Source organism: Myxococcales bacterium, assembly GCA_016703425.1.
Lineage (GTDB): Bacteria > Myxococcota_A > Polyangia > Polyangiales > Polyangiaceae > JADJCA01.
Window position 1 is genome coordinate 633,605 of sequence record JADJCA010000009.1, and the last position, 23,766, is coordinate 657,370.

Below are 23,766 nucleotides of genomic sequence, written 5' to 3' on the forward strand. Positions count from 1 at the left end.
GGGAGTAAGAGCAGAGAGCCGTGGGTGCCGGACGGCCCTACCCAGGCAAAAGAGGCCTTTCCGATGAGCGAACAACCCCTCCGTCGAACGCCCCTCTACGAAGAGCACAAGAAGCTCGGGGGCCGAATCGTGCCCTTCGCCGGTTGGGAGATGCCCGTCCAATACGCCGGCATCTCCGCCGAGCACCAAGCGGTGCGCACGGCCGCCGGGATCTTCGACGTCTGCCACATGGGCGAGCTGTTCTTGCGCGGCGAGCATGCGCGCGCCGTCGTGAACTACCTCGTCACCGGTGACGTCATGGGCCTCGCGGTCGGCCAGGCGCGTTACACCTGCGCTTGCAACGAGGGAGGCACGATCCTCGACGACCTCATCGTCTACCGCACCGGCGAAGAAGAGATGCTCGTCGTCTGCAACGCGTCGAACCGCGACAAGATCGTGGGCGTGTTCCAGAAGGCGTCGGTCGACCACTGCGACTTCGCCGACGAGAGCGACAAGACGGCGCTCATCGCCCTCCAGGGCCCCAAGGCCTTCGCCATCTTGGCGGGCCTCGGTGGCGAGGGCCCCGGCCTCGCGGCGCTCGGGAGCTTCCACTTCAAGAACGCCACGCTCGCCGGCGTCCCATGCCGAGTCGCCCGCACCGGTTACACAGGCGAAGACGGCGTCGAGATCTTCTGCCCCTGGAACGATTCGCCCCAGCTCTTCCGCGCCCTCATGGAAGTCGGCACGCCGCTGGGCCTCTTGCCCGCGGGCCTTGGCGCCCGCGACACGCTCCGCCTCGAAGCGCGCTTGTCGCTCTACGGCAACGACATCGACGAGACGACCAACCCCCTCGAGGCGGGCCTCGGTTGGATCGTCAAGATGGACAAGGGCGACTTCGTCGGTCGCGCGGCCCTCGAGAAGGTGAAGGCCGCGGGCCTTTCGCGAAAGCTCGTGGGCTTCGAGGTCACGGGCCGCGGCATCGCACGTCACGGCTACCCGCTGCGCGATCTCGAAGGCAAAGAGGTCGGCCTCTGCACGAGCGGCAGCCCGGCGCCGACCGTCGGCAAGAACATCGGCCTCGGCTACTTGCCGGCCGCGATGGCCGCCATCGGTACGAAGTTCTTCGTCGACTGCCGCGGCAAGAACATCGAAGCCGTTGTCGTGCCCGTGCCGTTCTACAAGGCGAAGAAGGCCTGAGCCGACCTCCCTTGCGAAGGCGATTGCGATTTCACCTCTGACCAACCGATCCAGCGAGAAGAAGAGAGAGCGCCCATGTCGAACCAGTTCCCGGCGGACCTCAAGTACACCAAAGACCACGAGTGGGCGAAGACGAGCGCGACCGAGATGGTCGTCGGCATCACGCAGTTCGCCGTGGAGCAGCTCGGCGACATCACGCTCGTGAGCTTCGACGCCAAAGAGGGCGACACGATCGAGAAGGGCAAAGCCTTCGGCACCATCGAGAGCGTCAAGACGCTCAGCGATCTCTACGCGCCGGTCTCCGGGAAGATCGTCCGCCTGAACCGCGACCTCGAATCAAAGCCCGAGCTGGTCAACGAAGACTGCTACGGCAAAGCGTGGATGGTCGCCATCGCGCCCTCTGGCGACGCGGGCGACCTCATGGACGTGGCGGCCTATTCGGCGCACGTCGCCGCGAGCGGCTGAGCCGCCAACGCAGCAGGGCGTGCCGGAGGCGCACCACGCGCCGTTCTAAGGGCGCGCGCTCCGACTCGCCGACGCGTCGTTCTGCCTCACCACGCTAGCCGCTCGATGCGGCGGTTCCCGCTTTCCGCGACGAGACCACGATGGCCGCGCCGGCGAGGACCATGAGCGCGCCAACGCCACCGATGGGCGTCGGCACTTCGCCAAAGACGAGGACGCCGACGAGCACCGCCACGAGGGGTTCGAGGAGCGTGAGCGCCGACGCGTGAGCGGCGGGCACGCGGCGAAGGCCCCAAACGAAGACGAGCCCCGCCACGGCGCCGGGACCGACGGCGCCGCCCATGAGCCACGGCCAGGCCTCGCGCGCCACCGACATCCAGGCCGAGGCCGGGACGAGCGCCGCGACCAACGGGACCGCCACGAGGCCGTGATAGAACGCCAGCTCGCTGCCAGAGAAGACCGGCGCGAGGCGCTTGTTGGTGAGCACGCTCGACGCGTAGAACAGCGCGCTCGCGGCGCCCGAGGCCGCCCCGAGGATGAGCTTCGGCGACGCCGACGCCACGTGTAGCGGATCAAGAAGCAACACGAGCCCCGTGAGCGACACGAACACCGCGACGAAGGTTCGCTTGGTGACCTTCTCGCCAAGCACGAGCGGCGCCCCGAGCGCGACGAGAATCGGCGCGAGGTAGTGCGTGAGCACGGCGACGGCAACCGTCGTCAGCTGAATGGCGCGAAAGAACAAGACGACGTTGAGCGCGTCGGTGATGCCCAGCCAGACGACGCCGGCCCACGCGCGCGCGCTCGCCTTCGCCGGCGAGCGATCGCGAAGCATGGTCACGCCACCGACAACCGTCAGCATCACGAGCGCCACCGTCGACTCGAGCTCCGGAGGTATGGCGCCTCGCGCTTCCGCGCGGCGAAGAAACAGCGGCCAGAGCCCCCACGAAGCCGCGGCGCCGGCGACCATCGCGTAGCCCGCGAGGGAAAAACCACGCGGCGAGGCGTCACCCATCGCCAAAGGTGACCTCGACGATGGTGCCTCGGGTGGCACCGGCGCGAACGCTGATCACAGCGCCGAGGCGAGCCGCCCGCCTTTGCATGATGCCGAGCCCCTGCCCTTCGCGGCGATCGGGGGCGAGGCCCACGCCGTCGTCCTCGACCCGCAACGCGAATGCCGGTGTTCGCGTCAGTCGGCAAACGAGGCGCTTCGCGTGCGCGTGCTTGAGGGTGTTCGTCGTCGCCTCGCGCGCGACACGACGCAACGTGTGCGCGATGGCGGCGGGGACACCGGTGGCGCTTTCGGGCTCCTCCGCATCGAACTCGAAGGCGAGGCCGCCGGCGCGACAAGCGTCGGCCATCGGCCGACGAATCTCCCCGACGAGCGTGCGCCAGTCGGTGGGCCGAGGCGACAGGAGGCGCGTGATGGCACGCACCTCGTCGAGACCGTCCTTGATGGCGTCGCGGGCGTGCGAGCTGGCGTCGGGCGCCGGATCGGCGAGGAGGATCGCCGCGCGCGAGAGGCTCGCGCTCACGCCGTCGTGGATCTCCATGAGGAGCGCATCGCGCTGCACGTCGAGGGCGCGCCGCCGACTCTCGGCCCGCTCGATGGCCGACAGGATGCGTCGGCGCAGCTCCTCCGGCGCGAAGGGCTTGGCGACGTAGTCGTCGGCGCCAGCGGCGAGACCGCGGACGCGTTCGTCGACCTCACCGAGAGCCGAGGCGAACACCACCGGAACCGTCTCCCCTTCGCGTCGACCTCGAATCGCGGCGAGCACGTCGTACCCCGAACCGTCGGGGAGCATGATGTCCGAGAGCACCGCGTCGGGCGTGTCGTGCTCGAGCGATGCGAGCGCTTGCGCGACGGTCCCGACGCGCTCGACGTGAAAGGTCGCGCCAAGGACGCGGACCAACATGGCCGCCATGTCCTCGTTGTCTTCGACGACGAGCACGCGCTTCGCCGACGGCGCCGTGTGATCGGCCGCGGGCGGCGCGGCCCGTGCGGGGCCGGCGGCGTCCGGCGCCTCGACGGCGTCCGCGTGAAGGTCGGCGGGGCCCTCGACGCGAGGCAGCTCGAGCCGAAAGGTCGTCGTCGCCTGAGGCAAGAGCACGAGCGTCCCGCCGTTGAGCGTCGCGAGCTCGCGCGCCAAGGGGAGCCCAATGCCCGAAGAAGTGCTCCCTTCTGCCGCGAAGGTGACGAAGCGTTCGAAGATCTTTGCGCGGCGCTCCTCCGGGATGTGTCCGTCGTCGGAGACCTCCACGACGACGCGCTCATCGGCCCGGGTCACGTGAACGGTCACGACGCCGGTCGCGTGACGCAGGCCATTGGCGACCAGGTTCTGGAGAATGCGCTGCAGGTGCCCCGGATCAACGAGGGCCACGCACGCGTCCGTCGTTCGCGTGACGACGCGTCGCTCCGCGCCGGGGCGCTCGAGGAGCGCTGCGGCGTCGCGCGCGAACATGGAGACGTCGCAGCGGCGCGGCCTCCGCGCGAGTTGTCCCGCCTCGAGGCGGGCCAAGTCGAGCAACTGATCGGTCAAGTCCGTGAGGGAGCGAGCGTTGCCCTCGATGCGGAGCAGCGCGGCGGCCTCCTCCTCTTCGCGGCCGAGGGCGCGCAAGAGCGCCGCTTCGCCCCGGATGACGCCAAGCGGCGTACGAAAGTCGTGACTCAGGTTGACGAAGAGTCGCCGCCGAAGCTCGTCCTCGTGGCGCAGACGCAAGTTGGCCTCGCGGAGCGCGACGCGCGCGTCGTATTCGGAGCGCTTGAGTCGATCGCGGGCGGCGGCGGCGACGATGAGGACACCGTAACCGAAGCCGACGGCCGTCAGCACCAGCGTCAGGAGCGAGCCCTGCCCAAGAAAGCGGAGCGTCGACAGGGCCAAGACGGTGATCACGCCGATGACCGCCGTGGCTTGCCACGAGAAAGCCGCGAGGGGGCAGACGACGAGCACGGAGATGGCGAGGCTTGCGACCTTCGCGGGGAGCTTGTCGGGAGGCACCGCAGAGAGGGCCCACGCGCTGACGGCAGCCATCAGCGCCCACGCCACCACCTGCGCCGCCTCGAGCACCACGAGCGGCCTCGGCCGCCGCAGCCAAACGAGGAACCCGGCCGCGAGAACGATCTCCGGTCCGCGAACGGCGAAGGCGAACGTTCGCGAGGGGAACACCGCGAGGTCGAACCAAAGGAAACTGGCGACCCAAACCGCGATCGACGCAGCCCAGATCCACCGCGAACGCATGCGGATGGCCTCGGCCCGCTCCGAGTCGAAGCTTCCTACGGCGTCGGGCTGGTTCTCCGCGGAGATGCTGGGTGCGAGCGACTCGGCCACGATGCGAGCGGGAGTGTACACGGGAGGCGATTCGGCCCCTCAAATGACAGGCCCGATAATGACAAGCCCGGTGGGAAATCCTGGCTATAGTTCAACCGTGCGCCAGCCCGTCCTCGTCGTGGAAGACGACCCCTTCGTGCGAAGGGGCCTCGTGCGACAGATCTCGGAGGCCCCCGCCTTCGAGGTGGCCGGAGAGGCCGGCGACGTGAAGGGCGGACGCGAACTCATCGCCTCGGGCAAGGCGAAGCTCGGCATCTTCGACCTTGGCCTCCCCGACGGGAACGGAACCGAGCTCATCGCTCTCGCGACGGCCAGCGGCATGAGCGTGCTCGTCCTCACCGTTTGGGACGACGACGAGAGCGTCTTCCAAGCGCTGAGCGCTGGCGCCAGCGGCTACCTCCTCAAGAGCGACGCCGCCGCGGGCCGCGTGGCCGAGGCGTTGGCGGTTCTGCGAGACGGCGGCGCGCCCATCTCACCGACCATCGCGCGGCGCCTCATCGACGAGTTTCGGCAGAAGGCGCCGCGGGCCGAGCTCAAGGCCACGCCGGAGCTCGCAACGCTGACCGAACGGGAGCGCGAGATCATGGAGCTGTTCGCCAAGGGAGCCACCTACGACGAGGTGGGCAACATGCTCTCGATGAGCATCAACACGGTGCGCCATCACGTTCGAAGCCTCTACCGAAAGCTCCACGTTTGCTCCAAGGCCGAGGCCGTCACGGCCGCTTACCGTCGCGACTGATATGACCAAGCTCGTCCGCTTCGCCTCCTTTGCCGCCCTCGCAACCATCGCCTGCACCGACGACCCCAAGGCAGCTCCGCCCGCCGCCGCCGTCGACGCAGGCCCTCCCGCCCCCGTCATCGGCGCGCCCGTCGTTTGGACGCCTTGCCAAGAGACGTTCGAATGCGGCTCCGTGCTGGTGCCGCTCGACCACCAAAACCCCTCCGGCAAGACGCTGGAGCTTCGCTTGCTGCGCGCCCCAGCGAAGAAGCCCGCGGAGCGGGCCGGCACCGTGGTCGTCAACCCTGGCGGTCCTGGCATTTCGATGGTCACGGACCTGCCAAAACAGTACCTGCAGCTCCGCGTAGGATTTTCCCGGGCCATCGATCGCTTCGACATCGTGGCCTTCGATTGGCGAGGCACGGGCCAGAGTTCACCGGCAAAGTGCGTCGACGACGCGTTCCTCGACCGCATGCGAGCGACCGATCTAACGCTCCGAGGCGATGGATCCGCGGCCGCGGCCGAGGCGCTGCGTCAGGAATTTGTTGCAGGGTGCACCAAAAACGCGGACGCCGCGCTCCTCTCGAGCATGCACGTCGAAAACGCGGCGCGGGACCTCGACGTCATTCGGCAAGCGCTCGGCGAAGAGAAGCTCAACTATCTGGGATTTTCCTACGGCACCTGGCTCGGCGCCGTCTACACGGCGCTCTTCCCTTCGCGCGCGCGGGCCTTCGCCTTTGATGCGCCGGTGCTTTTGCCAAAGGACTTGAACGCGCAGCTCGCGCGGCGCGGCGCCGGCCGTGACGAGGGGCTCGATCGATTCTTCGGCGCCTGCGAAGCGAGCGCGTCCTGCCCGTTTCATGGCGGGAAGCCCAAGGCCGAGATCGCCGCAGCCTTTGCAGCGGTCGGCGCCAAGGTTCGAACGCCGCCGGGAATCGCGGGCGCGGGCCGCACGCTGTCGCCGGTCGACTTCGAAGGCACCGTCGCCGATGGCCTGCGCACCGGCAACTGGACCACCTTTGGCGCGACGCTCGCGGCCCTCGAGGGCGGCGACGCGACGACGGCGCTCTCGGCCGCCGACCTCGCGCTGGGCCGCTCCGCCAGCGGCACCTACGATGGTCGCTTCGAAGGACTCCTGACGGTGAGCTGCGTCGACCTGCCCTTCGACGCCAGCACCACCGTCAATTCGCTTCGCGAGACCCTGGTCGCGTCGCCTTCGGCTGGAAGCGCGCTCGCGCCATTTCCGCTCTGCGTTTCGTGGCCCTTCCAGACGCCCCGACCGCCGCCGTCGTTGGCCGGCGCAGCCGCCGCGCCGCCGGCGCTGATCATCGCGGGGCGCCACGATCCCATCACGAGCTTCGCCGACGGCGCCGCCATGGTGAGCGCCCTCGGGAACGGCTCACACCTCGTCATCTACGAGGGCGAGGGGCACGCGGCGGCGATCCATAGCAAGTGCGTCCGCGATCTCGTGACCGACTTCTTGCTCGATCCAAAAGCGCCGGCCGCGTCGACGTGCGCGGCCGAGTAGCGGTTACAGCGACTTCTTCATCTCGGCGAGGAACGAGAGCGCCTCGATGGGCGTCATTCGGTTGAGGTCGAGCTCGCGAAGCGCGTCGAGGGCCGGATGCGGCGCTGGCGCCGGCGCGGCAGGGGCCTCCGCTTCGAAGAGCCCGAGCTGCGGTGCGCGTCGTCGTTTTGGGGCTGGCTGCCCGGCGGCCGGCGCGGCCCCGCGCTCGAGCTCCGTGAGCAGCGTCCGCGCGCGCGCGAGGACAAGCTCCGGTAGACCGGCGAGCTTCGCGCAGGCGACGCCGTAGCTCCGCGACGCGGCGCCGCGCTGCAGCTTGTGGAAGAAGACGATGTCGCCGTCGTGCTCGCGCGCCGAGACGCTCCAGTTCTCGAGCGCGTCACGCGTCTCCGAGAGCGAGGTCAGCTCGTGGTAGTGCGTCGCGAACATGGCGCGGCAGCGCACCACGTCGTGAAGGTATTCGGCGACGGCCCACGCGATGGCGAGCCCGTCGAAGGTGCTCGTGCCTCGACCGATCTCATCGAGCACCACGAGAGACCGCTTGGTGGCTCGCCGAAGGACGTTGGCGGTCTCCTTCATCTCCACCATGAAGGTGCTGTCGCCGCGGGCGAGGTTGTCGCTGGCGCCGACGCGCGTGAGGACGCGGTCGACGACGCCGATGCGTGCGCGGCGCGCCGGCACGAAGCTGCCCATTTGGGCCAAGATCACGATGAGCGCCACTTGCCGCATCAAGGTCGACTTGCCGGCCATGTTGGGCCCCGTCACGAGCCAAAGGCGCGAGCGGTCGGCCTTCGCAGCGTCATCGCCCGCGTCGAGGAGCACGTCGTTGGGAACGAAACGGCCGAGCGCCGCGAGCTTCTCGACGACCGGGTGGCGACCGTCTTCGATTTCAATGGCGAGCGACTCGTCGACCTCGGGGCGCACGAAGTCGTATTTGTGCGCCACCTCCGCCAGCGACGAGGCCACGTCCCACGCGGCCAGTCGATCGGCCACGGCGCGCAGCCTCGCCGCGTGCGTCGCGAGGCGCGTGACCAGCTCGGCGTACAACTCTCGCTCGCGCTCGTCGGAGCGCTCCTCGGCGTGGGCGATCTTCGCCGCGAGCGCGTCGAGCTCGTCGGACGAGTACCGTTCACCCGTCGAGACCGTTTGCTTGCGCCGCCACGTCGCCGGCACTTTCGACACGTGGGTGCGCGTCACCTCGATGTACCAGCCGAAGACGCGCGTGTAGCGGAGCTTCAGGCTGCCGATGTGCGACTGCTCCTTGAGGCGCGTCTCGAGCTCCACAATGTGCTGTTGGCCGTCGCGCTTCATGGAGCGCGCTTCGTCGAGCTCCTTGTCCCAACCTTCGCGAATGACGCCGCCGTCGGAGACCTTGAGCGGCGGCTCCTCGGCGACGGCGCGGGAGAGCTCGCTGCAAAGGTCGGCGCACAGGTCGAGCCACGGGCCCTTCGCCGAAACCTCCAAGGCATCGCGGGCGCTCTTGTCGGGGCACTCCGTGAGTGCCTTGTTGAGCGCTGGCAGCTCGGCCAACGAGGTCCTGAGGGCGGCGAGATCGCGCGGCGTGGCGCGGCCGACGCAGAGGCGCACGGTCAGGCGCTCGAGATCCGAGACTTTCGCGAGGCGGCTTCGGACCTCCGAGCGCAGGCCCGGTTGCGTCACGAAGAGCTCGACGGCGTCGTGGCGGCGGCGCACCTCGGCCACGTTGGCGCGCGGCGACAGGAGACGGCGCCTTAGGAGGCGCGCGCCGGCAGCGGTCTTCGTCTCGTCGATGGTGGCGAGCAGCGACGACGACTTCTCACCGTCGACGGAGCGCACCAGCTCCAGGTGTCCCTGCGTCGACTCATCGAGCACGAGCGTCTCGCCGAGCTCTTGGACGACGAGGCGGTCGACGGGGAGCGCCCGGCCCGGCTCGCAGGCCCGCGCGAAGAGGAGGCACCGGGCCGCGGCCCGCAAGAGTAGCGGTGTAGGCGCCGCGCCGCTGCCCGCCGCGCCGGCTTTGCCGTTCGCCTCTTCCCCAAAGAGGCGCGACGCTTCCGCGTCACCGAGCACCGCCGCCAGTGCGCTCTTCACTTCGCGAGCGGCGAGCGCAGCATCGGTCTCGCGCACGACGACGTGAGGCCGAGTGGCGCGAAAGTCGGCCGCCACGGCCGCGGCGCCCGGCTCGACGAGCAGCTCGCGCGGCGCGAGTCGCGCCAGCACCGCGAGCACGCCGGCCGCGTCAGGCGGCGCGCACGCGGAGAGCTCGCCCGTCGACACGTCGAGCGACGCGACGCCAAAGGCGCCGCCCTCGGCGGCGACGGCGACGAGGTAGAGGTTCTCGCGCGCCTCGAGCCCCGCTTCGTCGAAGACGATGGAGGGCGTCACGACCCGCACGACCTCGCGCGGCACGATGCCCTTCACCTTGCTCGGGTCGGCCATTTGCTCGCACAACGCCACCTTGTGGCCCTGGTCGAGGAGCCGCTGAATGTACGAGCTTGCCGCGTGGTACGGCACGCCAGCCATGGGGATCTCGTCGGCGGCGCCGCGGTTGCGGCTCGTCAGCGTGAGGTCGAGGAGCCGCGACGCAAGCACGGCGTCTTCGAAGAAGAGCTCGTAGAAGTCACCGAGCCGGAAGAAGAGCAGCGAGTCGCGGTGCGCCGCCTTCGCGGCGTGCCACTGCCGCATCACCGGCGTTGCCTCGGCGCCCCCCTTGGCCATGACTCCTCAGAAGTACGGTTCGCGAACCGCGGTCAAGGTGCGAAGGTCGAAGAGCTGCAGACCCTGATTCGAAGCGTCGACGACGGCGAGCTGTCGCAGCGGCTCGATGAACTTCAGTGTTTGCGGGCTCACGGCGACGGTGCGCGCCCCGAGATTAACGGCCAAGGGCGAATATTGCCCACGTACCGCGAACGCCCACTCGAAGTCGCGCTCCGGCGGCGAATCGCCGCGCGCAGCGTCGGTCTCGTTCCACATGAGGACGGAGAACATCGGGTTTCGGAAGGCCAGCGGACTCGTGCGACTCAAGAACGCCTTGAGCGCCTCACGGCGCCGCGCCACACGAGCGCGCCACTCTTCGGCGCTGAGGCCGCTCGGCGGAGGCACCGACGCGTCGATGCCGAGGGGCCGCGGGAGCTGCGGCGCGCGGCCGTTCAAGAGCGCGTCCTCGGGACGACACGACGGAACGCACGCACCACCCTCGCCGCTGGTCATCGAGTGGAGGAAGCCGCTGACGCTGCCCTTGGCGACCCACTCGGCCCCCGCGCGCACGTTGAAGCGCACCTGCCGATGGAAGCAGCAGCGCAGGAGCTTCAAGAACGGCGCTTTGCCCGGGTCTTGCACGACGACTTCGCGCCGAGCCACGGTGGGGTTTGCCGGATCTTCGTCGCCGTAGGCGCCGATGACGAGCCGGTCGTCGTAGGCCTCGACGATGGGAAAATCGCGGCGGAGGCTCTCGTCGGAGGCGACGCCGAAGGTCCGGCTGCACAAGCCGTAGCGGGCATCGGCGGTCGAAAACTCGGGCTCCCAGCAGCTATCGCCGGCGGGCTCCTGCGTGCCCCAATAGGGGTGATCCGACGGCAAGAGGTCGTCGATGACCTGAACGTAGTCGCCGAGCTTGTGCTCGAGGCGGCGCGGCGGCGCGAGCAGCGGGCCGCCGTCGCTCGCGAGCGTCGCCGACGCGAAGGCGTCGAGGAGCTCCTTGGAGCGCTGCGACGCCACGCGCTGATCGACGACGCCCTTCTGGCACAAGAGGCCGTTGGGAACGCGCAACACAGCCGACGTGTAGTCGGGACCGTTGCCCGGTGACGTCTTCGGCTCCACGGTCGCCGTCACCTGATCGAAACCTGGGACGATACCTTCGTAGGTCAGCGTCCAGTCTTGATCGACGTGAACCTCGGGGTCTTCCCAGGCAAAGCGAACGTCGGCGGTAGCGCTCTCGAGCGGCAAGTGCGCGACGTCGAGGAGCGCCTGATCCTTGCTGAGCTCACGCCCAGCGGGGCGCGGCTCCGTCGGCGTCTTCACCTGACCGGGGTCGGGCAGCGCCGAGAACGTCGGCAGCATGAGGGGATGCCGGAGCGAGTTGGGCCCCACGGTGTTGATGGGCGAGCCCTTGGAGCGGAGCTGCGCAAGACCCGGCAAGTAGGGGATGTGAATTCCGTTGGTCGGATCGCGACGGAGGAGAAAGAGGGAGCGCGGCCGGTGCGGCGCACTGACGGGGAAGAACGCCTCGTTGGTGACGCCCGTCGACACGGCCCCGCCGTTCGACGTGTAGAACGACACAGGCGCATGGTACGGATCGAGGTCGTCGCGCGAGGCCGGCTCGGGCATCAGCGGGGCAAGGTCGCTCACGCCCAACGAGCGGACGCCGGCGCCCGAGCGCTGCGAGAAGATCGGCGGCCCGAGCGACGCGGTCTCGTCCGTTTCAACGAACCCGGCGCCGGCGGCGCGGGTCTTGACGCCCATCGGATCGGGACGGCGACACGGGGCATCCCAGTCGTCGACGTCGATGACAGCCATCTGGCCGCTGGTGAGCGTCGCAAACGCAAACACGCCCCGGAGCCGCAAGGGCCCGAGCTCGCGCAGCTCGGCGCCGGCCGGCGCGCCGAAGCGGTAATACGCGCCGGGATCGCGGAATGGGAGCTCGATGCCGCGATCGGGGTCGGCGTTCGCGTTCGGATTTGGGTTGCACAAGAGCCCCGTGCGCGCCGCCGTGAGGGGCCGATCTTGCTCGGAGACGAGCGGAAAATCGTGACGCACGAAGGCGAGCGACTCCACCGCCGACGCAAAGGCGATGCGATCCACCGGCGCGAGCGGATTGAGCTCCGGGTGGGGTCTGCGCATGGGAACGCGGGCCGCGTTCGATTGCGCCGAGGGTCGCTCGGTGACGTCGAAGACCATGATGCTGCCGTCGTGCCGGTCGACGGCGTAGAGGTAGCGCTTGTAGTCGCGCGTCGCGGGGCTCACGGCGATGGCGCCCACCGAGACGCGACGCGCGATGTTGCTCGCGCTCGTAGCCACGAGGGGCGAAAGCTCGCGGGGCCCGGCTGGGTCGCTCCAGTCGATCACGTGAATGAGCGGGAGCGCTTCGTCGGCGAGGTAGAGCGTGTCACCGTCTTTCGCCATGCGCACCGCGCGCGGCGTGTCCCCGGGCAAGGGCGGGATCGCGACGGTCCCTTCCGGTGACGCGTCGGCGCCGCCGTCGGGCGACGCGGCGTCGCTGGCGGCTGCGTCGCCCGCGCCTGCATCGGAACCGCCGTCGGGCGACCCCGTAGACTCGGACGCCGCACACGTCGAGCCGACCAGCACGGGCGTCTTCACGCCGCCGTCGACGTAGCCGACGCCGTCGCTCCAGCGCGCGCCGAGCGGCACCGCCGTCGGCATATTTCCGCTGAGCTCGACCACGGCGCGAATGGGGCACGGCGAGAGTGAGCCCGGCTCGATGCTCACCGGTCCGCTCTCGACCTTGGCGCCGACGAGCAGCGGCTCGGGCGAAATCACCGCGAGCTTCGTGGGCGAGCGGCCGACACCCGGCAAGATGACTGCGAGATCGTAGCCGCCGAAGGGGTCGCCGGGCCGCGGCATGATGGCCATCGAGGATGGCGCCTGCGGGAGGGAGCAGACCGGAAAATCGGCGATGGTGGGAATGCCCATGCCAAAGCCGTCGCCGAGAATGCCCCGCGACTCGCGGGGGTTTTGCGCAGGAGGCGCGCTCGGGAGGGCGTAGATGGCCCACTTGTTGGGCTCGGCCGTCGCCACGAAGCTGATGGCACCGTTCGGCGCCGAGACCACGTCGGTGGGCAAGGTCCCAACGGTGAGGAAGTTGATGCCTGGAGTGGACTGATCGAGGTCGACGATGCGCCCCGCCGTGAGGTCGACGACGGCGACTTCACCGCGCGCCGTCTGCGTCACTAGCCCAAAGAGGTGGTGCGTCGCGAAGGTCAGCGAGCCGGCCGGCGCGGCGGTGCAGCGATTCTGAGCCGCGGGGCGCGGTAGCGGCAAGGCGTTGCCCTGAGCATCGGCCACTTCGAGGCAGACGACGTCCATGTTCTGGGCGCGCTCGAAGGTCCGAAGCGGCACCGGGTCGACGGTGCGGCTGCAGCTGACGGCGGCGCCCCCGACGACGACGAAGACACCAGCCGTGAGCGCCGAGGCCACGCGATCGAAGCGACGCATGACCTAGAGCCCTCCCTTTGGCGCCGTAGGCTCGCCGAGGTTGTAGACGATCTGTTGATACGTGTACTTTCCCGCGATCTTCGGCACCGAATTGTCGAGGTCGAGCACCTGCACGTGCGAGTTGCGGAAGATAGCCACGTAGGCGAAGCGAAAGCGGCGAACGGTGGTGCTCACGGAATCGAAGGGCACGGCGTTGCCCTTGGCGACGTCGCCGAGGTCGAACGGATCGAAGGCCATGGCGAAGGGGCCGTCGCCGACGCGGATGATGTTCTCGACGGTGTTCGAGTTCGGGTCGAAGACGTAAATCACCGACGCGTCGAAGCACACGACGAAGACGCGCAGGCCGTAGGTTCCGTCGGTCTCGACGACGGGCGCCAGGTAGACGCGCGATGGGCCGAAGGAGAGCGGCACGCTGGTTTTGATGGATAGGAGATCGGGATCGTAGAGCGCGCCATCGACCCCCTCCTGGCCGAGCGTGCCGATGAGCAGCGACGCCGGCGAGCGGTTGGCCACGAAGACGCGAGCCGGTAGCCGGGCGCAGGCGAGGACCTGCCGGTCGAGCTCCGCGCCGGTGACGTTCTTGCCGATGCGGGCCTTGCACGCGATGCGCGGCGTCGGATCCACGGCGATGCCGCGAGAGTCGAAGTTGCCGGCGTTGGCGACGACATCGACCTGTCGTTCGCGTTGCAAGAACGGACGGCGAGGCTGCGACGGATCGCCCTGGTAGCCCTCGTCTTCGTAGAGTCGCAGCAGGTCGATCTTTGCGGCGGCGCGGCTCGTCTGGATAAACGCGGGCCGCGGCAACGCGGCGGCACACGCGGCGGGATCGCGCAGGGCGGACTTCGGGTCGTTGGCCGTGGTTCGCAGGCACGCGGGAAACGCGTCCGGGTCGTGGGGCACGGCGGCGATGCCGACGCCGCCGTTGGTGACGCCGTCGACGACAAATTGAAGCGACGGAGCCGTCGCCGGCCCGCCCGCGACCGCCGCGCCGGTTCGAAGCAAGCTCGTCTTGGTCTGCGTTTGATGCGTGACAAGGGCGAAGTCGCCCTGTTCGCTGAGGGCGAGGCCGAAGGGCTCTCCCGGCAAGGTCAGCCGGCGCGTGTTGCCGGGCTCGTCGGGGTTGTTGCCGGCACGGTGGGCGGCGTTGCAGCGGCGCTCGCCGCCTTGCCCGCAGTCGAGCCGGAAGGGATCGGCGGGGTTTTCGTTCTTGTCGCTCGCCACGTCGAGCCACGTGAGCGACGCGTCGCCGCGCACGGGAATGAAGAGCCTCCGACCGTCGGGGGACATCTGGAGGTCGGTCGCGAAGGCGCCGATGGTGGCGGAGTTCCGGAAATAGGTCTCGGAGCGCACCGGCGGCGCGCACTGCTGCCCGAGGGTGGTGGCCGAGCCCTGCGGCGGACTGGCGACGCCGCACTGCTCCAGCCCCCGCGGGTCGACGAGGCGGTCCTTCGGGAAGGTCGCCGGCGACTGAATCATCGACACGACGTCCCGACGGACGGCTACGAGATCGTACGCCTCGACGGTGCCGCCGCTCCACTGGAGGTCGAAGTTGGAGTTCGCGGCAAAGAGCACCGCGCCGCCGGGGGAAACGGCGAGACCCACCGGGAAATTGAAGCGGTCGGGCGGCGGCTCGGTGCCGTCGCCTGAGGCGAAGCAGCCTGCGAGAAAGGCAAGCGCGAGGACGCCGAGCCGAGGCAAGCGCCTCGCCACTGCGGGGGCGGGAGCGTGGCCGCGATCGTGGCCGCCGGCCCCGCTGAGGGCTCGGCTACGGGGGGGTGCGAAGCCTTTCAACGGGGCGCAGACTAGTAAGCCCGTTCCCCCGTGTCCACGCGGATTTACCCGCGCCCAAGCGGCGCCCGTCGGGGGCGCTAGAGCTAGAGCTGAACGATCACGATGCCGCGCTCGATGTCGTCCCGCTCGGGCTCCACCTGCGGGGGCCGGGGCCGCTCGAGCGGCATCTCAAGCTGCGGCTGCTCCTCGCGCCCACGCTTCGCTTCCTCTTCACGCTTCCGAATCTGTTCGATGATGAAGGGGGGGAGCATGGGGGACGCCTTCCATTCTGGCCCGAAGATGGGGGACCCTGCAAAGCGGAACCGATCCTTTCATGGTTAGCGACCAAAGCGCCAAAGGCAAGATGCGCGCAAAAAATGAGGCCTCCGGGCATGTGGGGTGGCCGGCGCCATCGCCCACGACAGACGCCCACGACGGCCCTCGAGTTTCCGATACACTCGGGGTTTCTTGCTGCGTCATTGAGTCCGCCGCTTGACGCACCGGGTCATGCCCACCATGCCGAGACCACCTCGCCCCTTCCCCGACGCTGCGCGCTTGGTCAGCTTCGCGCTCGGTACGTTGGTCTGGGTCTTCGTCTTGCTCGGCGCGCGGCCCGCCTCGGCGCGACCCTTTGACGTCATCGGCAGCGACTGGGAGGGGTGCGCCGACTTCGTGCGCCTCGCGCGCGATGACCTGGGCGACGCGAGGGTGCGCGCGCAGGACCACATCGACCTCGGGGCTTTGCGCCCCATCGACACGGTCGTCATGATTCACCCCGAGCGTTCGCTCGACGTCGGCAGCTTCGCGCGCTTCATGCGCGAGGGCGGGCGCGTGCTCCTCCTCGACGACTACGGCACCGGGGAGGCGCTCCTCGAACACTTCAGCTTGCGACGCATCGCCGCGCCGGCGAATCCGTCATCGACGATCCTCGACAACGCCCAATTGGCGGTGGCCGAAGCCGACGGCGCGCACCCCGTCGTCGCGGGCGTTCAGCGCGTGGTCTTGAACCATCCGACGGGCATCAAGCACAACGACCTCTCGTCTTTGCTCGCGATTCGCCGAACGGCCGGCGAGCCGGTCAACGTGGCCGTGGCCGGCATGGTCGGCAAGGGCCGGTTCCTCGCCGTCGGCGACCCGTCGATCGTGATGAACCGCATGCTCCGCTACCCGGGCAACCGCGGTTTCGCCCGCGGCCTCATCGGCTACGCCGCTGACCAAGACACGTGGGGCAAGCGCGACGGCTTCGTCTACGTCATCACCGGCGCCTTCGAGCAGCGCGGCACCTACGGCGACGACGGCAGCTCCATCGAGCTGGGCGAACGTCTGCGCGGCATCCGCGACATGGCCCAAACGGTGCGGCGCGACGGTCTGCCGGCGGGAGGACTCTACGCGCTGGCCGTGTTGGTCGGCCTCGGCCTCGTCCTCTGGGTGGGCAACAACGGCGCGCGCGTTCATCGGCCCGTGGCACCCCGGTTCACGCGGCCCATCCCGCTCGTCGCGCAGGGCGGCGTCGCCGGACACGTGGAGGTCTTGGCGGCGCGGGGGACCTCGCGAGCGCTGGCCATGCTGGAGCTCAAGAGCGCCCTCGAAGAGCGCTTCGCCGGCCTGCTCGAGCTCGATCGGATTCCGTCCCACGGCTCGCTGCTGAACGAGCTCGAGCGCAGCGAGTTGCTTCGCGCAGGCGAGCTCCACGAGCTGAAGGAGCTCTTCACGCGCCTCGCACACATCGAAACGCTGGTCGTCTCTCGCCGCGCGGCGGCGCTGGGCAACGTGGCGGATTCGGAGGTTCTCAAGACGGCGGCGACCATCAAGCGACTCGTCGACGCCGCCGAACGTCGAAAGCGGGACGGCAGCTCCGTTGCTTCCATGACGCAGCCGGGCGTTCCGTGAAAGAATGAGCGTTCGGTCGCGTCAGAAGGATCCCCTGTGCAAGCCAACGCCAACGAAGTCGCCGCTGCCAAAGAACGGGTTGATGACCTGAGGAAAGAGGTCGCGCGGGCGTACATCGGCTCGACGCGCGCGCTCGACCTCATGATCATCGCGCTCCTGGCGCGCGGGCACGTGCTGCTCGAAGGTGTGCCCGGCGTGGCCAAGACGACCTTGGTCAAGGCCTTCGCAACAGCACTCGGCTGCACCGGACGACGCATTCAGTTCACGCCCGATCTCTTGCCGGCGGACATCACGGGCACCTACGTCCTGTCGCCCAAGGAGCAGACCTTCGCGCTGCGCGCCGGGCCCATCTTCGCGAACGTCGTCTTGGCCGACGAAATCAACCGCGCGCCGGCGAAGACGCAGTCGGCGCTCCTCGAAGCCATGCAGGAGCGGCAGGTCACCATCGAGGGCGATCGCTTCGAGCTGCCCCTGCCCTTCGTGGTCCTCGCCACGCAAAACCCCATCGACCTCGAGGGCACCTACCCGCTGCCCGAGGCCCAGATCGACCGCTTCCTCGTGCGCGTGCCCATGGGCTACCCGCAGGCCCGTGAAGAGGCGCAGATGGTGCGCACCTACGGCATCGACCCGCCGGTCATCAAGCCGCTCCTAAACCCCGCCGACGTGATCACCCTGCAGGGCATCGCGGCGCGCATTCACGTCGAAGACGATCTCATCGACTACGCCGTTGGACTCACGGCCTTCACGCGGAGTCACCCCAAGGTGGCGCTCGGCGCCAGTCCGCGTGCGACGCTCGCGCTCGTCCAAGCGGCGAAGGCCTGGGCGCTCGTCAGCGGCCGCATCTACGTCGTCCCCGACGACATCCGCGCCGTCGCGCCGGCGGTCATCGGGCACCGCCTCGTGCTCACCGCCGACGCCGACCAAGACCCGAAGGTGCGTGGCCACGTCGTCGACGAGGCGCTCACGAAGATCGGCTACCGGCGCGTCGCCCGCGCCGGCTGAGCGCGCGCGCACGTCACGATTCACCAACTCAGTGCCTCTTGATCGTCAGCCCTGAGACCTCGACGCTCGCGCCGTGATCGGCCTCTAGGCCCACGCCACCGGACGCCAAGCCCGGCGGCAGCGTTCCCTTGAAGGTGACGCCGCCGGCGGTCACGTCCACTTTGTTGCCCTTGAGGGCCATGCGCACGTGGAGCGTTGGCGCGTAGCGAACCTCCTGGGACGGCACGATCTCCGAGCCCGCTCCCGAATCAAGCACGGCGCGCAGCGCGAGCTTCATGGTCCCCGCTTTCGGGTTTGGGTCGACGAAGAGGCCGACGCCCCGGAAGCCCGATTCGCCAGGTGCCGCACGGCCCAGCAAGCCTCCGGGGGCACCGAAGACCTTCAAGTCCGCGTCGACGACGACGTCGGGGCCCGGCGTCGCTGTGAAGATGGAATCGAAGTTTCGATCGCCGGTGCCGACGAGCCGCAGGCGCCCGTTGCTGTCGATGCCGGCCCTTGGGGTCCCGGCGAGCCGCGTGAAATAGAGCCCGGCGCCGCGCCACTCGGCGGCATCGCGGACGGCTACGCGAACCGACGGCAGCGCCGCCAAGGTGACGGCTCCGCCGTTGCGCCGCACCGCGGTGACGACGCCGGACTCACCCCGCAGGAGCTCCCACTTGGCGCCGAGGAGCGTGAACTTTCGGGCGCTGCCGTCGGGAAAGAGTTCGACCTCGGTCGCCCACACCGTCTCCGTCGTGCCGTCTCCGCTCGGCCGGCCGAGGGCGATGGCGAGGCCCGGGGATCCCTCACGCGGTGACGCGTGCGTCGCGAGGACACCGAGGGCATCGGAGAAGAGCGCCGCCGTCTCGGGCCGCCCGCTCAGGAAGCGTGACATCGCGAGATCGAGGGTGCGGGGAGCGTCGAGCAGCAAGAACGAGACGCCGAGCGCCGCCTGCGCTTCACCCTTGAGTTCGCCGCCGAAGAGTCGCGACGCGTCACCTTGGACCGCGCGCGTGTCGCGCTCGATGCGCCCCTGTAGCTCCGCCCGCCGCCCCATGGCGCGCGCCACGACGAAGGTGGAGAGCTCGCGCGCGAGGTCGACGGAGACGGGATCGGACGCGCTCGGCTCGACGTCGTCGGGGAACACATTCTCGCGGGCCGCCGGCGAGACCTTGTTCTGGCCGGCGCCGGCTTCGAGTGAATTCTTGACGCCCAGCACCGCACCGCGCGCCACGAGCTCGGGCTTCAGCTCACCGAAGTAGATGGCGCTGGTGCCGTCGCGGGCGCCAGGCATGCGAGACACAATGGCGCGCACGCGGTCGACGCGTGCGTCATCGGCAACGCCCGTGTCGAGCACGAGGACGCCGAGCTCCGTGTAAAACGAGCGCCGCGCACCGACGAGCCCGAGCCGGTCGGCCGCTTCGACGCGCATCGTCGCGCTCTCGTTCATCATGTCGAGCAGCGCGAGCTTCGCTTGAGCTCGAACACGCGTAGCGCCCGGCGGGAGCTTCACGTCGTCGCGAAGCCACTTGGCGTGCCGCTCGAGGTGCTGCGAAAGCGCCTTCGCCGCGTCGTCGTAGGCCGCGAGCGAGATGCCGTTTTGCGGTTCGCGACCGACGCCTCGACGGCCCGGCGCGCCGGCGATCTCCTTGTCGAGGTAGGCGTAGATGCGCAAGAGCTCGGCGAGCGCGTCGGTGTCGTCGGGGAGCGCGGCGCCCTGCTTCAAGAGCAGCGCGTCGGCGCGAGCGAGGAGCGCTCGCACGACAGCCAAGGCGAGCACGGGCCGCGAGGCCACCGACGCTCCGCCAAAGACGACGTCCTTGAGGAGCTGCGCGCGAGCCGGCGTGAACGCGACCTGTTGGAGCGCCTGCGACAGCGCCGCCGACGCCTCGTCGTCGGACAGGTCGGGACGCGCGATGAGGGCTCGGATCTTCGCCGGCGACGCGCCGCCGCGGGCGCCAGCGACCGCGTCGCGCACTTGCGCCAGCTCGCTCGGCGTAAGCGCGGCGTGGGCTTGCCCGCCGGCGAGGGCTAGGGCGAGGGCTAGGGCGACCAAGACGCTGGCGACGGCACCTCTTCGCATCATTCCCTCGCGATCAAATCATCCGCTCGGCTGGTGCCGCCCTTGCTCGAGACACGACTCGAGGACACGAGCGACTCAGCCGAGCGGTCATGCGATGTCAGGCTTTGCCGCCTTCGGCTTCCGCTTCGCCGTCTCCATCGTCGTCGTCGTCATCATCGTCGTCGTCATCGTCGTCGTCGTCGTCATCCGGGAGGTCCGGAAGCGAGGCGCTCGGCGGCGGCGGCTCACGGCCTTCACGTTCGGCCAGCTGCCGCGCCTTCTCGGCGGCGATCTTGGCCTGAGCGACCTTTTGCATGACCTGCGGCTTCGGCGCGAGGAGCACCGTCATGGTGCGGCCTTCCATCATCGGTCGGGCTTCGAGGTTCGCGATGTCCTCCGTGCCCTTGACGAAGTGCTCGAGCTGCTCTTGCGCCTTTTGCGGGTGCGCGATCTCGCGGCCGCGGAAGCGCACCGTGATCTTGCACTTGTGGCCCGACTCGATGAAGCGACGAGCGTGGCGAATCTTGACCTCGAGGTCGTGGTCGTCGGTCTTGGGCCGAAGCTTGACCTCTTTGATCTCGATGACCGTCTGCTTGCGCTTGGCTTCAGCGGCCTTCTTCTTCTCTTCGTACTTGTGCTTTCCGAAGTCGAGGATCTTGCAGACCGGAGGCTCTGCCTTCGGGTTCACCTCTACGAGGTCGAGGCCCTGCTCTTGCGCCATGCGAAGCGCGTCGTGTGTCGCGAGTACACCGAGCATGGAGCCATCGGCGCCGATGACGCGCACCTCCGGCACACGAATTCGATGGTTGACGCGCGTCTGAAAACCGCCGCGACCTTGTTGGCGCGGATCGAAACGGGGACGACCCATAGGCATTGGCGGACCCTGACCTCCTCTTTGGACGAACCGGGATGCTGCCCCGATGCCCCCGTGGGGTCAACGATCAACGGGCGCCCATTGGCGCTGCCGGCGCTATTTGGGGGGCGGCTGGGGCTTCGGTCCCACGCAGACGCCAACCTCGAGGAGGATGTGCATGAGCGCCTTCTCTTGCGCCAGGAACTCGCCGGTGCCTCCGATCGACGAGTCGGAGCCCTCCGTGTGGTACGTGCTGTAGAGGACGCGACCGCAGCGGTCTTGGAAGGACACCGTCGTCGGGCGGCCACCGGAAGAGACCCAAACCTTGGGCGCCTCGGTCTTCGTGGCGCCGTTCTCGTCGACGACGGGCACGGGGTTGGCGCTCTTGAGGGTCGTCCAGGCCCCTTTAACGGAGGCGCTGCCCTCGCCGATGGCGACCATCCAGTTCTTGAGCGACGGATCGTCCCAGCTCGCCGCCGCCTCGCCGCCGCCGCCCTGACATGCCGAGCCGATTTGGGCGGACTCACCTTCCCAAGTGAGCGCGCCCTTCCACCCTTGCCGAACGTATTCGTAGCTCCAGTCGGTGACGTAGAGCTTGCCGCCCTTCGCCACGAAGTCCTTGCTGGCATTCATGAGGCCGTCGTCGACGAGCACGCCACATTGGGGCGACTCGCCCAGCTTCACGGTGCCCGAGCAGGGCAGGAAGATCATGTGGTAGTTCGGAAACTCCTTCATCTTCGCGGCGGGAGCGTTGAAGTCGAAGCCCGGCTCGAACTTGTCGAACTCCTCGAGACCGATCTTCTTGAGGGAGCGCTCGACGTGATCCCAGCTCCCCGGCCAGATGAGCATCCGCGGGACCGTGTCGCCGAGCTGCGCGTTGTTCTTGCCGGGCAGGCGCGTGCGTCCATCGGGCACGACCTGCGGTCCAGGGACGACGGTGATGGTGCGGTAGCGCCGAAACTGGCCCTTCTGGACCACCAGGTATTGGTCGCCGGTGGCGTACGCCGGAAGCTCGAAGGTGCCGTCGGGCTTCGAGTACGTGAAGGCGTAGCTCGAGAGCGCGACGCACTTGTCGCAATAAGCGCCCGTCGGGATCGGCTCCGGCACCTGCGAGGTGAGGTACACGAGGGCGTCGGACACGGGGATCGTGCCCTCGGGCATCACGACTTTGCCCGTCAGCGTGCCGACGGCGGGCGGCGTGGCATCGCTCGGCTCGGTGCCGGGACCGCCGAAACCAGGCTGGCCATTGCCGACGCCGTTTCCCGCGCCGCCGTCCGCGTTGGCGGAGACCGGGTCTCGGTCGCTGGAGCCGCAGGCGGCCGCGAGGCCAATGATGGAAAATAGGAGCGAGGGGACGAGCGCGCGTGAAAACACCATGAGCCTGGAAGACGTGGCCGAAATTGCGTCCCTACACAACCTCACCTGACGTCTCCAGTGCGGTTTCGTCGAGATAAACCCCTCTCGGTCGCTGCTAGCCTCGCTTCCTATGACGGACGACGAGGCACCAAGCGCGCTCGTGCAAGAGGTCGACAGCACCGACCGCCTGCTCGTCCTCAAGGTGCGGGTCCCCGGCCAGAGCTCATGGATCCTGGCGGCCGCCACGCGGGGCGGCGGCGAGGTTGCGCTGCTCGAAGGCGATGACCGAAAGCGCGCGTGGGGCGGCCGGCTGCCGGGCGGCGCGCCGCGCATGAAGGCGCGCGAAGAATCGCTCGTCGGCGCGCGCGTCCTCGCGCTTGGGGCCCGCGAGATCCTCATCGACCAGAAGGGAACGCTCCGGCGTATCGTCGCGGAACGCGCGCGCGTCGTCGTCAGCGATGTCGACGGCGGCGCGACCCGCGAGCTCACGCCCTTCATCGACGCCTCCGATGAGGCGCGGGAGCGTTGGCTCGCGCGCGGCCGCGAGCTCGTCCTTGAAGTCGCCACGCTGGCCCTCGATCAAAGGCGCGACGAGCTTCGAGGCGCCATCGACAAGGGGGCCAAACGCATCGAGCGACGCGCCGAGGCGGTGCGCGGGGATCTAGCCAAGATCCACGAAGCCGGCGCCCTCGCGGCACAGGCTCAGTGGCTCGTGGCGGAAGCGAAACGTGCCCCACGCGGCGCCCGCGAGCTCGTCGTGACCGACTGGTCCACGGGCGAGGCGGTGCCCATGCGCGTCGCCCTCGATCCGGCGAAGGGCGCGAGCGAGCAGGTCGCCGCCATGTTCAAGCGCGCCAAGCGACTGCGCCTCGGCGCGCGCGTCGCCGAGGAGCGCCTGGCCGTCGTGGAGAAGAACCTCGCGGCGCTCTGCGATCTAAAGGCGCGGCTCACCACGAGTGAGTCGCTCGAAGAGATCGAGGGCCTCGGACGCGAGGCCAAACGTGTGGCGCCGCGCGACGTGACGCTGCCGGGCGCGGCGGCGAGAGGCGCTTCGGCGACCGGCAAAGACCGCCTTGGTCTTGGGCGCCGCGTCGCGTATCGCACGTTCCTCGCGCAGAGTGGGCGGCGCCTCTTCGTGGGGAAAGGCGCCACAGACAACGACGAGCTCACGCTCCACGTCGCGCGTCCGTTCGATCTGTGGGTGCACGCGAAGGAGCGCACCGGTGCGCACGTGATCGCGGTCCTCGAAAAGGGCAAGACGTGTCCTTCCGAAGACCTCGTGGACGCGGCGCACTTGGCGGCGCACTTCTCCGACGCTCGCGACGAGACGGTCGTCGACGTGCAATACGCCGAGCGCCGCTACATCCGAAAGCCGAAGGGCTCGCCGCCGGGCTTCGTCGTGGTGGAGCGTGAGAAGGTGCTCGTCTTGCGCGTCGACGCGGCGACAACCAAAGAGCTGCTCGAGCGTGAGGAGGTGACGTGACGCGCGCGCGCTTG

16 protein-coding genes are annotated in these 23,766 nt (G+C 69.2%); 7 read left to right on the forward strand and 9 right to left on the reverse strand.

Annotated features, from left to right (window positions below; genetic code table 11):
- The first annotated feature begins 63 nt into the window (after nt 1-63).
- Nucleotides 64-1,176 (forward strand): glycine cleavage system aminomethyltransferase GcvT, encoded by a 1,113-nt coding sequence (gcvT, locus tag IPG50_20400; protein MBK6694546.1) that lies wholly within the window; start codon nt 64-66, stop codon nt 1,174-1,176.
- A gap of 75 nt (nt 1,177-1,251) precedes the next feature.
- Nucleotides 1,252-1,641 (forward strand): glycine cleavage system protein GcvH, encoded by a 390-nt coding sequence (gcvH, locus tag IPG50_20405; GenBank protein ID MBK6694547.1) that lies wholly within the window; start codon nt 1,252-1,254, stop codon nt 1,639-1,641.
- A gap of 94 nt (nt 1,642-1,735) precedes the next feature.
- Here the strand turns inward: gcvH and IPG50_20410 are convergent, their stop codons facing one another.
- Together IPG50_20410 and IPG50_20415 are read right to left on the reverse strand one after the other, a co-directional pair.
- Entirely contained in the window at nt 1,736-2,650 is a 915-nt protein-coding gene (locus tag IPG50_20410; protein MBK6694548.1) for a DMT family transporter, read from the reverse strand.
- Nucleotides 2,643-4,985, reverse strand: a complete 2,343-nt coding sequence (locus IPG50_20415; protein ID MBK6694549.1) for a response regulator — start codon at nt 4,983-4,985, stop codon at nt 2,643-2,645. Before IPG50_20415 ends, IPG50_20410 begins: the two co-directional genes overlap by 8 nt.
- Before the next feature lie 76 nt (nt 4,986-5,061).
- On the opposite strand from IPG50_20415, the gene IPG50_20420 reads away from it, so the two are divergent.
- Both IPG50_20420 and IPG50_20425 read left to right on the forward strand, forming a co-directional pair.
- A complete protein-coding gene (locus tag IPG50_20420; GenBank protein MBK6694550.1) occupies nt 5,062-5,703 on the forward strand; it encodes a response regulator transcription factor in 642 nt (213 codons plus the stop codon).
- A gap of 1 nt (nt 5,704) precedes the next feature.
- Nucleotides 5,705-7,210 carry an alpha/beta fold hydrolase gene (locus IPG50_20425; protein MBK6694551.1) on the forward strand — a complete coding sequence of 502 codons (1,506 nt, stop codon included), beginning with the start codon at nt 5,705-5,707 and terminating at the stop codon, nt 7,208-7,210.
- A gap of 3 nt (nt 7,211-7,213) precedes the next feature.
- On the opposite strand, the gene mutS is transcribed toward IPG50_20425, so the two are convergent.
- From mutS to IPG50_20445, 4 genes are all read right to left on the reverse strand, one after another.
- Nucleotides 7,214-9,904 carry a DNA mismatch repair protein MutS gene (mutS, locus tag IPG50_20430; protein MBK6694552.1) on the reverse strand — a complete coding sequence of 897 codons (2,691 nt, stop codon included), beginning with the start codon at nt 9,902-9,904 and terminating at the stop codon, nt 7,214-7,216.
- 6 nt (nt 9,905-9,910) lie between these two features.
- A complete protein-coding gene (locus IPG50_20435; protein MBK6694553.1) occupies nt 9,911-13,357 on the reverse strand; it encodes a beta-propeller fold lactonase family protein in 3,447 nt (1,148 codons plus the stop codon).
- Between the two features lie 3 nt (nt 13,358-13,360).
- Nucleotides 13,361-15,055, reverse strand: a complete 1,695-nt coding sequence (locus IPG50_20440) for a hypothetical protein (GenBank protein MBK6694554.1) — start codon at nt 15,053-15,055, stop codon at nt 13,361-13,363.
- Between the two features lie 176 nt (nt 15,056-15,231).
- A complete protein-coding gene (locus IPG50_20445; GenBank protein ID MBK6694555.1) occupies nt 15,232-15,399 on the reverse strand; it encodes a hypothetical protein in 168 nt (55 codons plus the stop codon).
- Between the two features lie 283 nt (nt 15,400-15,682).
- On the opposite strand from IPG50_20445, the gene IPG50_20450 reads away from it, so the two are divergent.
- Both IPG50_20450 and IPG50_20455 read left to right on the forward strand, forming a co-directional pair.
- Nucleotides 15,683-17,017 (forward strand): hypothetical protein, encoded by a 1,335-nt coding sequence (locus IPG50_20450; GenBank protein MBK6694556.1) that lies wholly within the window; start codon nt 15,683-15,685, stop codon nt 17,015-17,017.
- A 36-nt stretch (nt 17,018-17,053) separates the two neighbouring features.
- Nucleotides 17,054-18,019 carry a MoxR family ATPase gene (locus IPG50_20455; protein MBK6694557.1) on the forward strand — a complete coding sequence of 322 codons (966 nt, stop codon included), beginning with the start codon at nt 17,054-17,056 and terminating at the stop codon, nt 18,017-18,019.
- A 28-nt stretch (nt 18,020-18,047) separates the two neighbouring features.
- On the opposite strand, the gene IPG50_20460 is transcribed toward IPG50_20455, so the two are convergent.
- From IPG50_20460 to IPG50_20470, 3 genes are all read right to left on the reverse strand, one after another.
- Nucleotides 18,048-20,084, reverse strand: coding sequence for a hypothetical protein (locus IPG50_20460; GenBank protein ID MBK6694558.1), 2,037 nt, complete (start codon nt 20,082-20,084; stop codon nt 18,048-18,050).
- Between the two features lie 94 nt (nt 20,085-20,178).
- Nucleotides 20,179-20,928 (reverse strand): translation initiation factor IF-3, encoded by a 750-nt coding sequence (locus tag IPG50_20465; protein ID MBK6694559.1) that lies wholly within the window; start codon nt 20,926-20,928, stop codon nt 20,179-20,181.
- Nucleotides 20,929-21,030: 102 nt separating this feature from the next.
- Entirely contained in the window at nt 21,031-22,290 is a 1,260-nt protein-coding gene (locus tag IPG50_20470; GenBank protein MBK6694560.1) for a hypothetical protein, read from the reverse strand.
- Between the two features lie 109 nt (nt 22,291-22,399).
- Here IPG50_20470 and IPG50_20475 point away from each other — a divergent pair, with 109 nt between their 5' ends.
- Nucleotides 22,400-23,752 carry a DUF814 domain-containing protein gene (locus tag IPG50_20475; GenBank protein ID MBK6694561.1) on the forward strand — a complete coding sequence of 451 codons (1,353 nt, stop codon included), beginning with the start codon at nt 22,400-22,402 and terminating at the stop codon, nt 23,750-23,752.
- Nucleotides 23,753-23,766: the final 14 nt, after the last annotated feature.